At 72.5% G+C, this 13,642-nt stretch carries 15 protein-coding genes; 10 read left to right on the top strand and 5 right to left on the bottom strand.

The window, feature by feature from the left end:
• Positions 1-30 precede the first annotated feature (30 nt).
• Genes argC through ACZ4E1_RS36225 form a run of 3 tightly spaced genes read left to right on the top strand, consistent with a single transcriptional unit; the run spans position 31 to position 3,421 of the window.
• Positions 31-1,059 (top strand): N-acetyl-gamma-glutamyl-phosphate reductase, encoded by a 1,029-nt coding sequence (gene argC / locus ACZ4E1_RS36215; RefSeq protein WP_467547579.1) that lies wholly within the window; start codon positions 31-33, stop codon positions 1,057-1,059.
• On the top strand, positions 1,056-2,207 hold the full coding sequence (gene argJ / locus ACZ4E1_RS36220) for a bifunctional glutamate N-acetyltransferase/amino-acid acetyltransferase ArgJ (protein ID WP_467547581.1): 1,152 nt from the start codon (positions 1,056-1,058) through the stop codon (positions 2,205-2,207). The genes argC and argJ overlap by 4 nt, the downstream gene beginning before the upstream one ends.
• Positions 2,204-3,421, top strand: coding sequence for an acetylornithine transaminase (locus ACZ4E1_RS36225; protein ID WP_467547583.1), 1,218 nt, complete (start codon positions 2,204-2,206; stop codon positions 3,419-3,421). The genes argJ and ACZ4E1_RS36225 overlap by 4 nt, the downstream gene beginning before the upstream one ends.
• Positions 3,422-3,440: 19 nt before the next feature.
• On the opposite strand, the gene ACZ4E1_RS36230 is transcribed toward ACZ4E1_RS36225, so the two are convergent.
• A complete protein-coding gene (locus ACZ4E1_RS36230; protein WP_467547585.1) occupies positions 3,441-4,508 on the bottom strand; it encodes a ParB/RepB/Spo0J family partition protein in 1,068 nt (355 codons plus the stop codon).
• A gap of 435 nt (positions 4,509-4,943) precedes the next feature.
• On the opposite strand from ACZ4E1_RS36230, the gene ACZ4E1_RS36235 reads away from it, so the two are divergent.
• Positions 4,944-5,732, top strand: coding sequence for an LmbU family transcriptional regulator (locus tag ACZ4E1_RS36235; protein ID WP_467547587.1), 789 nt, complete (start codon positions 4,944-4,946; stop codon positions 5,730-5,732).
• Between the two features lie 21 nt (positions 5,733-5,753).
• On the opposite strand, the gene ACZ4E1_RS36240 is transcribed toward ACZ4E1_RS36235, so the two are convergent.
• Positions 5,754-6,398, bottom strand: coding sequence for an FMN-binding negative transcriptional regulator (locus ACZ4E1_RS36240; RefSeq protein WP_467547589.1), 645 nt, complete (start codon positions 6,396-6,398; stop codon positions 5,754-5,756).
• A 443-nt stretch (positions 6,399-6,841) separates the two neighbouring features.
• Here ACZ4E1_RS36240 and ACZ4E1_RS36245 point away from each other — a divergent pair, with 443 nt between their 5' ends.
• The 3 genes from ACZ4E1_RS36245 to ACZ4E1_RS36255 all read left to right on the top strand — a co-directional run bounded on the left by ACZ4E1_RS36245 (position 6,842) and on the right by ACZ4E1_RS36255 (position 9,994).
• Positions 6,842-8,194: a lysine N(6)-hydroxylase/L-ornithine N(5)-oxygenase family protein gene (locus tag ACZ4E1_RS36245; RefSeq protein ID WP_467547591.1), complete on the top strand. Its 1,353-nt coding sequence runs from the start codon at positions 6,842-6,844 to the stop codon at positions 8,192-8,194.
• Positions 8,195-8,498: 304 nt separating this feature from the next.
• Complete coding sequence (argB, locus tag ACZ4E1_RS36250; RefSeq protein ID WP_467547593.1) at positions 8,499-9,407, top strand: acetylglutamate kinase; 909 nt, start codon at positions 8,499-8,501, stop codon at positions 9,405-9,407.
• A gap of 92 nt (positions 9,408-9,499) precedes the next feature.
• On the top strand, positions 9,500-9,994 hold the full coding sequence (locus ACZ4E1_RS36255; protein ID WP_467547595.1) for a hypothetical protein: 495 nt from the start codon (positions 9,500-9,502) through the stop codon (positions 9,992-9,994).
• Between the two features lie 20 nt (positions 9,995-10,014).
• Here the strand turns inward: ACZ4E1_RS36255 and ACZ4E1_RS36260 are convergent, their stop codons facing one another.
• Entirely contained in the window at positions 10,015-10,767 is a 753-nt protein-coding gene (locus ACZ4E1_RS36260) for a thioesterase II family protein (protein WP_467547597.1), read from the bottom strand.
• Positions 10,768-11,014: 247 nt separating this feature from the next.
• Between ACZ4E1_RS36260 and ACZ4E1_RS36265 the strand changes: the two genes are divergently transcribed.
• From ACZ4E1_RS36265 to ACZ4E1_RS36275, 3 genes are all read left to right on the top strand, one after another.
• The gene (locus ACZ4E1_RS36265) at positions 11,015-11,836 is read left to right on the top strand and encodes an AfsR/SARP family transcriptional regulator (RefSeq protein WP_467547599.1); all 822 of its coding nucleotides are present in this window, start codon (positions 11,015-11,017) and stop codon (positions 11,834-11,836) included.
• A 164-nt stretch (positions 11,837-12,000) separates the two neighbouring features.
• Positions 12,001-12,462 (top strand): nuclear transport factor 2 family protein, encoded by a 462-nt coding sequence (locus ACZ4E1_RS36270; RefSeq protein ID WP_467547601.1) that lies wholly within the window; start codon positions 12,001-12,003, stop codon positions 12,460-12,462.
• A gap of 23 nt (positions 12,463-12,485) precedes the next feature.
• Positions 12,486-12,785 (top strand): hypothetical protein, encoded by a 300-nt coding sequence (locus ACZ4E1_RS36275; protein WP_467547603.1) that lies wholly within the window; start codon positions 12,486-12,488, stop codon positions 12,783-12,785.
• Here the strand turns inward: ACZ4E1_RS36275 and ACZ4E1_RS36280 are convergent, their stop codons facing one another.
• Entirely contained in the window at positions 12,786-13,247 is a 462-nt protein-coding gene (locus ACZ4E1_RS36280) for a cobalamin B12-binding domain-containing protein (protein ID WP_467547605.1), read from the bottom strand.
• A 29-nt stretch (positions 13,248-13,276) separates the two neighbouring features.
• A partial coding sequence (locus tag ACZ4E1_RS36285; RefSeq protein ID WP_467547607.1) for a methylmalonyl-CoA mutase family protein occupies positions 13,277-13,642 on the bottom strand: 366 nt, incomplete at its 5' end.

Genomic DNA, 13,642 nt, shown 5'->3' on the forward strand with positions numbered 1-13,642 from the left:
CAACACATGTTCTGTCAACGGGGAGGTTCCATGACCGTGCGCGCAGCTGTGGCGGGAGCGAGCGGATACGCGGGAGGCGAGCTTCTGCGTCTGCTCCTGACCCATCCCGAAGTGGAGATCGGCGCCCTGACCGGGCACTCCAGCGCGGGGCAGCGCCTGGGCGAGCTGCAGCCGCATCTGGCTCCGCTCGCCGACCGCGAGGTGCTGCCGACCAGTACCGAGGCGCTCGAAGGACACGACGTCGTCTTCCTCGCCCTGCCGCACGGCCGGTCCGCGGCCGTCGCCCGGGAGCTGGGCGAGGAGACGCTCGTCATCGACTGCGGCGCCGACTTCCGGCTCGCGGACCCGGCCGCCTGGCAGGCGTTCTACGGCTCTCCGCACGCGGGCACCTGGCCCTACGGGCTGCCCGAACTGCCCGGCGCCCGGGCCGCGTTGGCGGGTTCGCGGCGCATCGCGGTGCCGGGCTGTTTTCCCACCGCCGTCCTGCTCGCCCTCTTCCCCGCGTACGCGGCCGGTCTGGCCGGACCCGAGGCGGTGATCGTCGCCGCGTCCGGCACGTCCGGCGCGGGCAAGGCGCCCCGGGCGGACCTGCTCGCCAGCGAGGTCATGGGCTCCGTACGGCCCTACGGCGTCGGGGGCGGCCACCGGCACACCCCGGAGATGGCGCAGCACCTGTCGGCCGTCGCGGGCGGTCCGGTCGCCGTCTCCTTCACCCCGACCCTGGCGCCCATGCCCCGCGGCATCCTCGCCACCTGCTCCGCCGCCGCACGCCCGGGGGTCGGGCCGGACGAACTGCGGGCCGCCTACGAGAAGGCGCTGGCCGACGAGCCGTTCGTCCACCTGCTGCCCGAGGGCCGCTGGCCCGCGACGGCCGCCGTGCACGGAGCCAACGCCGCGCAGGTCCAGGTGGCCCTGGACCCGGCGGTCGGACGGATCATCGCGATCAGCGCCATCGACAACCTCACCAAGGGAACGGCGGGCGGCGCCGTCCAGAGCATGAACGTCGCCCTCGGCCTGCCGGAGACCCTCGGACTGTCCACGATCGGAGTCGCACCGTGAGCGTCACCTCGGCACGAGGCTTCAGGGCTTCGGGCATCGCCGCCGGAATCAAGGAGAACGGCGCGCGGGACCTGGCTCTCGTCGTCAACGACGGCCCGCGGCACACCGCGGCCGGCGTCTTCACCTCCAACCGCGTCCAGGCGGCCCCCGTCCAGTGGTCCCGGAAGGTCCTCACGGACGGGGAGCTCCGCGCGGTCGTGCTCAACTCGGGCGGCGCCAACGCCTGTACGGGCCCGCTGGGATGGCAGGACACCCGTGACACCGCCGAGCGGGCCGGCGCCGTGCTGGGCGCGGCCGCGGGGGACGTGGCGGTCTGCTCCACCGGCCTCATCGGGGTGCCGCTGCCCATGGAGCGGGTGCTGACCGGCATCGACACGGCCGCCGCCGCGCTGTCGGCGACCGGTGGCGAGGACGCCGCCCGCGCCGTCATGACCACCGACACGGTGCACAAGACGGCCGCCGTCACCCGGGGCGCCTGGACCGTCGGCGGCATGGCGAAGGGGGCCGGCATGCTGGCCCCCGGCCTCGCCACCATGCTCGTCGTGCTCACGACGGACGCCGTCGTGGACGGGGCGGGCCTGGACGGGGCGCTGCGGGAGGCCACCCGGGTCACCTTCGACCGGGTCGACTCCGACGGCTGCATGTCGACCAACGACACGGTGCTGCTCCTCGCCTCCGGAGCCGCCGAAGTCGCCCCCGAGCAGGCCGAGTTCGCGGAAGCGGTCCGCGAGGTGTGCGCCGATCTGGCCCGGCAGCTGATCCAGGACGCGGAAGGCGCGAGCAAGGAGATCCGTATCGAGGTCGTCGGCGCTGCGAGCGAGACCGACGCCGTCGAGGTCGGCCGTTCCGTCGCCCGCAACAACCTCCTCAAGTGCGCGCTCCACGGCGAGGACCCCAACTGGGGCCGCGTCCTGTCCGCCATCGGCACGACGTCCGCCGCCTTCGAACCGGACCGGCTCGACGTCGCCATCAACGGTGTCCAGGTCTGCCGCCGCGGAGCGGTGGGCGAGGACCGCACCCTGGTCGACATGACCGGCCGCGAGGTCTCGATCACCGTGGACCTCGCCGCCGGCGACGCGTCGGCCGTCATCTGGACCAACGACCTCACCGCCCAGTACGTCCACGAGAACAGCGAGTACTCCTCATGACCGTCTCCCCCGCTCCCGCGGCCACCGGCAACGCCACGCTGATCAGCCGCTGGCAGGACGTCATGATGGACAACTTCGGCACCCCGCGGATCCCCCTGGTCGAGGGCCGGGGCGCCCTGGTCCGCGACGCCGACGGCCACGAGTACCTCGACTTCCTGGGCGGCATCGCGGTCAACGCGCTCGGCCACGCCCACCCCGCGGTCGTCCGGGCGGTGAGCGAGCAGATCGCCGCACTCGGCCACGTCTCGAACCTGTTCGTCGCGGAGCCGACCGTGCGCCTCGCCGAGCGTCTGCTGCACCTGACCGGACGCCCGGGCCGCGTCTACTTCTCCAACTCCGGCGCCGAGGCCAACGAGGCGGCCTTCAAGATCGGCAGGCTCACCGGCCGGCCCCACATGGTCGCGGCCACCGGCGGCTTCCACGGCCGCACCATGGGAGCCCTGGCCCTCACCGGCCAGCCCGCCAAGCAGGCCCCGTTCCAGCCGCTGCCGGCCGGGGTCCAGCACGTGCCGTACGGCGATGCCGAGGCCCTGCGGACGGCCGTCACGCCGGACACGGCGCTGGTGATGCTGGAGCCGCTGCAGGGCGAGAACGGTGTGGTCGTACCGCCGCCCGGCTATCTGCGGGCGGCTCGGGAGATCACGGCCGCGACCGGCACCCTGCTCGTCCTGGACGAGATCCAGACCGGGATCGGGCGCACCGGCCACTGGTTCGCGGCCCAGGGCGAAGGCGTCGAGGCGGATGTGGTCACGCTCGCCAAGGGGCTGGGCGGCGGTCTGCCGATCGGCGCCACGCTCGCCTTCGGCCCCGCGGCGCACCTGCTCACGCCGGGCACGCACGGCTCCACGTTCAGCGGGAACCCGGTGGTGTGCGCCGCCGCCCTCGCCGTGCTCGACACCATCGAGCAGGAGGGTCTGCTCTCCCACGTGATCCGGGCGGGGCAGTTGCTGCGGCGCGGTCTGGAGCGCGCGGACCATCCGCTGGTGCGCGAAGTACGGGGCGCCGGGCTGCTGTTGGGCGTGGTGCTGCGCACGCCGCGGGCGGCCGAGGTGCAGCGGGCGGCCGAGGGCCGAGGCCTCCTGGTGAACGCGGTGGCGCCGGACGTCGTCCGGCTCGCCCCGCCGCTGATCGTGTCGGACCGTGAGGTGGGCACGTTCCTGGAACGCTTCGGGGCCGCCCTGGCCGACGTCCGCGGCGACGGGCGGGCCGCCTGACCCGCGCCGTGCGGGCCGGTCAGTTCCGGCGGGTCTCCAGTTCGTTGGCGAGGCGCAGCCAGTGGTCGGCGCAGCGGCGGGCGGCCTGGGCGAGCAGGTCCGCGCGGTGCCCGGGCACGCTCCGTGCGAGCCACCGCCATCTCGCCTCGTCGCCGATCGCGTGCGCGCTCAGCAGTTGGAGCAGCAGACGGCCGGCGTCCGTGCGCAGGGAAGGGTCCTTGCGCACGGACGGCAGCAGCGTGGCGATGGTGGCGGCGGAGGTCTGCAGGGGTGTGCGCCGGCTCGCGCCCGACGGGTCTCCGGGCGCGTCCGGTCCCGCCCGGCCGGCGGAGCGTCCGGCCGGGACCGGGTCCTGGCCCTGCCGGATCCGGTCCCGTACGTCCTTGGCCGTGGCCGTGGCGATACCGGCCTGGGCGGCGATCTCCCGCAGCGACGCGCTGGGGTTGGCGGCGATCAGCAGGCTTGCCCGGAGCCGGCCCTCGGTCGCGCGCAGCGGCCGGACCCGTCCGTCGCGGCCCAGTCGCGTGTTCAACTGTCCGTCCAGGCCGGTCGAACGGCGCCGGATCGCCGCGACGGTGCTGGGCGCGAGGCCGGCGTTGACCGCGATGCGCCGGTCCGACCAGTACGGGCGGGCCAGCAGGATCCGCTCCGCCGCGGCTCTCCGGTCGGCCTGTGACAGGGGCAGTCCATGGGTGACGTTGAGCCACACCCCGAAGGTGAAGGCCTCGATGTCCTCCCCCTCGAAGTAGCGGACGCCGATGGTGGTGTCGCCGCGCAGCCGTGCGGCCTTGAGCCGGTGCATGCCGTCGATGACCCGCATCGTCCGGCGGTGCACGACGATCGGCGGGAGCGGCGTCCCCGACTCGGCGAGCAACCGGATCCGTTCGCCGTTCTCGCCGTCGATCCGCGGGGAGTCCGCGTCGAGCAGGATGTCCAGCGGCACCGTGGCCGGCTGCCTCGCGTCCGGCTCCTGCACACCCGACTCCTGCACACCCGGCTCCTGCGTGATCGCCTCCCGCGTGATCGCGTCGTCCGTGAACGCATCGTCCGTGATCGCATCGTCCGTGAGCAGTCGAAGACCCGTCAAAGGACCCTCCTCGCAGGGGGTTCTGGGGTGTCACCACACGGACGGGGGCCGGCGATGCGCGAGACCGTCGGGTATCTCTCGGTACCCGGAGCCCGGGGAGGAGGGCACTGGGCGCTCGCCGGATCCAGGAGAAGCCGGCCCCGTTCCGTGGGCTTGCCCCGCCAGAGAAACATACCGGGCTCCTGGTTTGCAATGAGGGTGCGGCGGCCTCCCCGAGCGGGTGCTGTCCCGCCGACAGGACAGCACCCGGCCCGGTCCGGCGCACGGGGAGCCACCGTTCTCCGTCACCGGAGCGCTCCCCACCCTGCCCGGGCGGACGGCTTCCATGCCGCGCAGAAGTTCACCGCGCAATCGTTCGAGCGATGCTCCGGTGCCGCCCCAGCCCGCCTTGCGACGCTGCTCGCCGGTTATGTGACCCCGTCCCATGGAGGCATGATGGCGCGTCAGACCGGCCCGACGGCTGCACCGCACAGCGGCACGGCAACCGCGCTCCGGCAGCCCGCGCCCCAGCAGCCGCGCTCCATGGACGCGCCGCCCCGGCGGGGTCAGGTGCTGACGACCAAGGTGGGGCTGCAGATGCCGGCCCTCATGGCCTACGACGAGTGGGAGCGGGCCGGACGCCAGCTCGCCGACGTGCTCGACTCCTCGTGCTGGTGGCTCGGGGACTGGCTGGTGTACGGCAAGGACCACTACACGGACCGGTATCAGCGCGGTATCCGCGCCGCCGGGCTCTCGTACCAGACGCTGCGCAACTACGCGTGGGTCTCCCGCCGTTTCGGCCTCGCGCGGCGCCGCTCCGCCCTCACCTTCCAGCACCACGCCGAGCTGGCCTCGATGCCGGTCGATCAGCAGGACCTCTGGCTCGACCGGGCCGAGCAGGGCCAGTGGTCGACCAAGCAGTTGCGCGGCGCCGTGCGCGCCGCGCGCCAGGGCGACGGGCGGACGCGCGCGACGGCCGGCTCCGGCCGTCGGGTCCTGGAGCTTCCCGGAAGCCGGATGCAGCGGTGGCACCGGGCCGCCGCGGAGTCCGGCGTCGACTTCGAGCAGTGGGTGACGGCCGCGCTGGACCGCGCCGCCGCCAACGCTCTGCGGGACGACGGTGACGCGGCGCCCGGGCTCGCGGGCGTCCAGGGCCTGGCGACGCCGGCCTCGCGCGCTCCCGAGGTGGACGCACCGGCCCGGGAATCCGCCGAGGCCACCCTGCCGGTGGCGGTCGGCGCCTGAGCCCGCCGGGGCCGGCCGGCCTCAGGGCAGCCGGCTCATCAGCCCGGCGGTCTCCCTCTTGTACGTGCACGCGCTCTGCCCGAACGCCTCCCGTACGCGCCCGCGCACCTCACCGGGCTGCTCCTGGCTGAGCTTGAACATGCTCTCGGCGCCGGTCACCGTGAACCGGAACGCCCCCACGTCGGGCACGATCTTGCGGAAGTAGTCGAGCGACTCGGTCATGTCCCAGCCGTTGCCGAACGCCCCCTCGAAGGCGCGCACGGTGGACTGCACCACGCCGAGCGTCTCCTCGATGGTGTCGATCTTCTCCACCACACCCCGCACGTGCACCGAGGTGAAGTTCCAGGTCGGGGCCGCCGGCGTCTTCTCGTACACCGTGGGGGACACGTAGGAGTGCGGCCCGGTGAACGTGAGCAGCAGGACGCTGCCCGACTCCAGCGCCGCCCAGTGCGGGTTGGCCCGGTTCATGTGCCCGAGCAGCGTGGCTCCCGGCAGCTCGCCGGACCAGTCGCCGGACGTCTCCGGGTCGAAGATGACCGGCAGGTGCGTGGCGAACGGGCCGTCCTCGGGGCTCCCGTTGGTCACCGCGAGCGCCAACGGGTTGTCGCGGACCAGGTCCACCGTCCACGAACTGTCCGGTTCGCGATAAAACTTGGGCACAAACATTCCGATTCACCCTTCCGGCAATGCGAGCACGGTCGTTCCAGGAATCCGCGCCGACCATATCCCCCGTCCTGTCGACGGGACAACGCTTCCCATTTCCGCACAGAGGAAAAGGGCCAGGAAACCGCCTTCAGGCCCGTTCTCTGTTTCCCCGGATTCCTCACCTCTGCTAAGGGCGCCCGTTCTGCCGCATCGGATCTGCCCCCTTCCAGGCAAATCCGAAGGCCTCTCGCCGGCCTCATCTCCCGGCCCCCACCTGCGACTCCATCATCACTCCACTGTCCCGAGACGAGATCTCAGGCCGGATTTGCCAACATCTTGGCAAGGTTCTGCCACGCCGGAAGGCGCACTGCACCACCACGGGCCCGTGACGTGGGGGACGGCGACAGCACCACGATCTCTCGGGCAACCAGTCGAGTTTTCCAGACGAATTCGGGAGTAGTTTCATGGACACAACCGGCAGGCGCAGCCAGGACATCTACGACGTGGTCGGTATCGGTTTCGGACCGTCCAACCTGTCGCTCGCCGTCGCCCTGGAGGAACAGGGGGCAGGCGCCGCGCAGCATCCCGTGACGGCGCACTTCTTCGAGCGGCAGCCGGCCTTCGGCTGGCACCGGAACATGCTGCTGCCGTCGACGACCATGCAGATCTCGTTCCTCAAGGACCTCGCCACCTTCAGGAACCCGCAGTCCCGGTTCAGCTTCATCTCGTACCTGCACGCCCAGAACCGCCTCGTGCAGTTCGTGAACAACCAGGACTTCTATCCCACGCGTCAGGAGTTCCATCAGTACCTGGAGTGGGCCGCCGCGGGCATCGGCGACAAGGTCACGTACGGCGCCGAGGTCACCTCGATCCGGCCCGTCACCGCACCGGGCTCCCTCACACCCGACCTCCTCGAGGTGTCGGTCCGCGAGAGCGACGGCACCGTCCGCACGGTCACGGCACGCAACGTGGCCATCTCCACCGGCCTGGTGCCCCGCCTGCCGGAGGGCGTCACGGCCGGCGACCGGGTCTGGCACAGCTCGGAGTTCCTCGGCAGGTTCCACGCGCAGTCCCCGGAGAAGCTCAGGAACGTGGTCGTGGTCGGCGCCGGCCAGAGCGCGGCCGAGATCACCCGCTTCTTCCACGACGAGCTGCCGCACGCCCAGGTCTCCGCCGTCATCCCGTCCTACGGCTACTCGGTCGCGGACGACACCCCCTTCGCCAACCAGGTCTTCGACCCGGCGGCCGTCGACGAGTACTACTTCGGCACCGACCGGGCCCGGGACGCCTTCTGGCACTACCACCGCAACACCAACTACTCGGTGGTCGACTCCGACGTCATCCGGGACCTCTACCAGCGTCAGTACGACGAGGAGGTGCGCGGAAACCACCGGCTGCACTTCCGCAACCTCACCCGCGTCGCCGAGGTCCGCGACACCGGCGACGCCACGACGGTGGTCCTGCACTCGCTGCGCGACGACCGGAAGGAGGAACTGGCCGTGGACGCCCTGGTGTTCGCCACCGGGTACGACGGCCTGGACCCGGCCCGGCTGCTCGGCGACTTCGACGAGCTCTTCCTGCGCGACGCCTCGGGCCGCCACCAGTTGGAACGCGACTACCGCCTCGTCACCGCGTCGGGCCTGACCAGCGGTGTCTATCTCCAGGGAGGCAGCGAGCACACCCACGGCCTGACCTCGTCCCTGCTGTCGAACATCGCGGTGCGCAGCGGGGAGATAGCCGACTCGATCGTGCTGCGGCGCGCCGAGCGGGAACTGAACACCGCCGGAGCCGTGCCGGTCGCGCACGCGGCCGGCTGAGAACCGTCCGTCCGCTGTCCTGTCGCCAGGACCGGACGGGCCTGAGCAGAGGGAGCGTCTTCCGTCGGTCCGTGTCCGCACGCGATGATTCCGACGCGTCCGCAGACCGGACCGGAGGGTGCTCACCTTCCCCACCGCACGCAGCACCGCACGCAGCACCGCACCGTGCATTCGTTCCGCACTCCAGCGCATGTCCACCGGTCGTCGGGCTCCGCCCCGGACCGTGGCCCTCCACAGAAGGAGTCGTACAAATGAGCGCCAACCACCCGGTCCGCGACCTCGTGCCCCCACGTGTGAGGTACTGATGACCGTCTCCGAACACCCAGCGATGGCCCAGGCCCAGGCGGTCAGCGACGCCCTGCCGTGGCTGGCCCGCCACCAGGGCCGTACGGTCGTCGTCAAGCTGGGCGGGCACGCCATGGTCGACGAGGACCTGACGGCGGCCTTCGCCCGCGACATCGTCTTCCTGCGCTACGCGGGCCTGCGCCCCGTGGTGGTGCACGGCGGAGGCCCCCAGATCGACGCCGAGCTCGCCCGGCGCGGTCTGCAACGGGAGTTCAAGGGGGGCCTGCGCGTCACCTCGCCCGCCGCGATGGACGTGGTGCGCATGGTCCTCGCCGGCCAGGTGCAACGTGAACTCGTGGGACTGATCAACCGCTTCGGCCCGATCGGCGTCGGCATGACCGGCGAGGACGCGGACACCCTCACCGCCGTGCGGCACGTGCCGTGGATCGACGGGGAGCCGGCGGACGTCGGCCGGGTCGGCGACATCACCGGGGTGAACACCGACGCCCTGGTCAGCCTGCTGGCCGACGGCAGGATCCCGGTGGTCTCGCCGCTCGCCCGCAGCGTCGAGGACGGACAGGTCTACAACGTCAACGCCGACACCGTGGCGGCGGCGCTCGCGACCGCGCTGCGCGCCGAGACGCTCGTCATGCTGACGGACGTCGCCGGGCTGTGCGCGGGCTGGCCGCACAGTGCCGAGGTCATCCCCCGGCTCACCGCCTGCGAACTGGAGAAGCTCCTGCCGGAGCTGAGCGACGGCATGGTGCCGAAGATGACGGGCTGCCTGAACGCCGTGCGCGGCGGGGTGGGCGCGGCCCGCGTCATCGACGGGCGCGTCCCGCACTCGATACTCCTGGAGATGTTCACCGAGGACGGGATCGGCACCGTGATCGTGCCCGACCCGCAGGAGGAGGATCCCCTGCGCTGACGGCTGATCAGCGCCGATCAGCGCCGCACGACCCACCTGGACCGACTCGTACGACGGCACACTCACACCGAGCGAAGGCGAGGGCAGCGCCCATGACACACCTGTTCGGGGTTCCATCCTCGCCCGACCGCCCCGCGGGGGCCGGCGCGGACGCGGCCCGTAGCCTCGCCGCGGCGCTGCCGCTCACGATCCGGCGGGCCATGACCCGCCCCGGGGCGGGGACATCCGCATCCTCGGGTGCCCCCGCCCCCGCGGTCCCCGTCGGTCTGAGCCTCGTACCGTCGTCCCCCGGGGAGCGGACCGCACCGCCGAACGACCCGCCCGCCGGTGTGGTCCGCCTGCGCTTCGGCGACCGCCACACGCTGGAGCGGGCGGGCACGGCGTTCGCCGCCGCGCCGGTCCCGGAGTTCCGCGCCGCGTGCGGCGACCCCGAATCGCTGACCCTCCAGATCGCCGCGGACGCCGGGATCGAGACGCTCCGGGCCGTGCTCGCGGTCCTCGACGGCGAGGGGCTCACCCCCGAGTGCCTCACCGTCCACACCCACGAACTCTCCGACGTGTTCGCCGCGTTCACCGGCATGCCCTGAGACCGGCGCGGGGCGGAGCGTCAGCGCGCCGCCCCGGAAGGCGCCCGCACGAGCTGCGCGCGGCGCACCTCCTCCTGGATCAGGCCGGCCACCTCGGGCAGCCGGTCCTGGAAGTAGAAGTGGCCGCCCTCGAACAGGTGCTGCCCCAGGAAGTTCTCGGTGACGGCCTCCCAGCCGTCGAGCCGGTGCGGCGGCGCGACCTGGTCCCGGGTACCGCCGAACACCGAGAAGGGCACCGGCAGGGGCTCCGTGAGCGGCTGCGTGCGCCAGCTCTCGCTCATCCGCAGGTCCGCGCGGATGACCGGCTCGAACAGCTCCCACAGCTCCTGGTGCTCCAGAACCGACGGCGGCGTGCCGCCCATCGCCGCGAGTTCCGTCCGCAGTTCCTCGTCGGAGAGCAGATGGCGGCGCAGCGGGTCCCCGTCGGGGTGCAGGGTGCCGCGCGCCGACACCCCGACCCAGACCGGCGGGGTGCGGCCGGCCTCGACGAGCCGCCGGGTCAGTTCGTACGCGACGAGTCCGCCCATGCTGTGCCCGAAGAACGCGAAGGGTCCGGTCAGCTCCTCGTCCAGCTCGTCCAGGAAGTGGTCGAAGAGGTCGCCCGCGTGGACCAGCGGCGCGCGTTCGTCGCGCGGGCCGCGGCCGGGGGCGTCGGGCACCCGCACGTCCCAGCCGGCCGGGAAGCAGGCGGGCCAGTCGCGGTACGCGAGATGCGAGCCGCCGGAGTGGTGGAACACGAACAGGCGCAGCTCCGGCTCTTCCGCCTTCTGCATGGGGACTCCATCGACGAGGTGGGACCGGGCGAAGGGCTTCGACGGTAGCCGCGCACCCGGCGCGGCGACGGCGCGCACGAGCGGCCCTCGAACGGTTCGGCAGAGGTTCTCGATCCCTGGCCGGCACCCGGCGCGGAGCCGGGCTGGACAGCCGCTGGAGGCCCGGTCCAGCCGTGGGGACGACGGCCGGGAAGGAGCTAGCGTGCCGGGGTCCGGGGCCACCGCCCACCGGGTACGGGAGGAAACCGTGGAGATTCAGGTGCTGGGGCCGCTGAACGCCGCCGTCAACGGTGTCTCGGTCGTCCCCACAGCGAGCAAGCCGCGTCAGCTCCTGTCGCTGTTCGCGCTCCAGCCCGGCCGGATCGTGCCGGTGGGCACGCTGATGGAGGAGCTGTGGGGCATGGATCTCCCGCACAGCGCGACCACCACGCTGCAGACGTACATCCTCCAGCTGCGCCGCCACCTCGGCACCGCGATGGGCCCCGGCGGGCCCGGCGGCGCCAAAGACATCCTGTCCACCCGGCACGGCGGCTACGTGCTCCAGATCCCGCCGGACTCCGTGGACCTGTTCCGCTACGAGCGGCTCGTCGCGCACGGTCAGCAGGCCTTCGACGCGGGAGACGACGAGCAGGCCGCGACGCTGCTGCGGGACGCGCTCGGGCTGTGGACCGGTCCCGCCCTGGTCGACGTCCGCGCGGGGTCGGTGCTCGCCATCGAGATCATCCGGCTCAGGGAGTCGCGGCTGGTCACCGTCGAGCGCCGTATCGACGCCGATCTGCGGCTCGGCCGGCACAGCGGCCTGATCGCCGAACTGACCGATCTGATCGCCCGGCACCCGCAGCACGAGGGCCTTCACTCCCAGGCGATGATCGCTCTGTACCGCTCCGGGAGGCAGGCGACGGCGCTCGACGTGTACCGCAGGCTGCGCGGGCGGCTCGTCGAGGAGCTCGGTGTGGAGCCGTCCCCCCAACTCCAGCGGCTGCACTCGATGATGCTCGCCGTCGACCCCGCGCTCGATGTGACGGCGCACCCGCGGCGCACCTCGACCTTCGACCTGTACGCCGCCTGACCCGCACGGTGGAAGGCGGGCCGGTCCGCTCGAGAAGGATTTGAAGGATCTGCGATCCGTTCCTCAGAGACTGTCCAGACCGAGTCCGGGTCGTCTGGAGTGCTCCAGGATCCCCCTCGGTGTCCCTCACCCCATGGACACGGACGGAATCGGAGGTCACGATCATGACCGTCGAGCTGGTGAGCACCGCCGAACGCGGGCTCCGGAGCCAGGAGTTCGCCGCCCTGTACGCGCAGGCGCAGGAGTTCTACGGGCAGCAGATGCAGATCCTGGACACCCACGACGTCGAACGCTGGGCCACCCTGTTCACCGAAGACGCCGTGCTCGAGCTGCCCTTCCTTCCCGGACCGGTCAGCGCCCGCTCCGGGCTCGCCCACTACGTACGCGCAGGGGCGGCCCGGCAGCGGGAGACCGGCCGGCGTCTCGACCACTGGGTCGGGATGCTCGACGTCCGGCCCCGGGCGGACGATTCGCTGCACACGCGCTGCTCCGCCCTGGCGTACGTCACGCCGGGCGCCGGGGCGGCCAAGGTCCTTCATGTGTGCGCCATGGAGGACGTCCTGGTGCGCACCCCGGACGGTCTGCGCATCGCACACCGCCGCGTGACCCGCGACGACCTGGCCTGAGCGAGTACGACAAGGAGACCGTCATGCCCGACCCCTCCACCGACCCGGTACCGCGCCCCCTCAAGAACACCCTCGTCTCCCGGGCCTGGGCGCAGGCCCTGTCGATGACGGGCCGCGCCCCGGACCAGGACGCTTCCGGGGAACTGGTCGCCGCGGCGCTCGAGTCGCACCGCGCGCTCTCCCGCGGCCTGCGGCAGGACATCCCGGCACCCGCCGTCGCCCCGATCATGACGCCGAGCGGCAGTGTGAGCGGCCTCGCCGCCTTCCTCGCGGTGTACGCCGCCCAGCGCGAGCGGCGGACGGCGCCGCGTCGCCGATCCTGATCAGTGCCGGCCGGGCACGGGCACCCCGTCGGGTGCCTGCGCCCGGCCGACGTGTGTGCGCACCCAGTCGGTGATCGCACGGGTGGGGGTGCCGGGCGTGAACAGGGCCGCGACCCCGAGGCCGAGCAGCTCCGCGACGTCGTCGGCAGGGATGATGCCTCCGCCGAAGACGGTGATGTCGGCCGCGTCGGCCTCCTTGAGCAGCTCCAACACCTGGGCGAAGAGCGTGAGATGAGCGCCGGAGAGCACCGACAGGCCGATGCCGTGGACGTCCTCCTGGAGCGCGGTGTCGACGATCTGACGCGGCGTCTGGTGCAGGCCCGTGTAGACGACCTCCACGCCGGAGTCGCGCAGGGCGCGGGCGATCACCTTCGCGCCGCGGTCGTGGCCGTCGAGTCCGGGCTTGGCGACGACGACGCGGAGCGGGCCGGCGGGGGCGGATGTGCGGGGCGTGGCATACATGCGCTGTGTACCTCGGTTCGGGTCGTGGGTCAGAAGGCGTCGGACGGCGAGTAGGTGCCCCACACGTCGCGGAGCGCGTCGCAGACCTCGCCGACGGTGGCGCGGGCGCGCAGCGCTTCCTTCATGGGATAGAGGATGTTGTCGTCGCCCTCGGCGGCCTTCTTCAGGGCGGTCAGCGCGGAGTCCACCTCGGCCTGCACGCGCCAGGCCCGGAGTTTGGCGAGGCGTTCGGCCTGCTGGGCCTCGATCGCCGGGTCGACGCGGAGCGGCTCGTAGGGCTCCTCCTCGTCGAGCTGGAACCGGTTGACCCCCACCACGACCCGCTCACCCGCATCGGTCTCCTGCGCGATCCGATACGCCGAGCGCTCGATCTCCGCCTTCTGGAAGCCGTGCTC

This window comes from Streptomyces sp. NPDC025806, assembly GCF_055558275.1.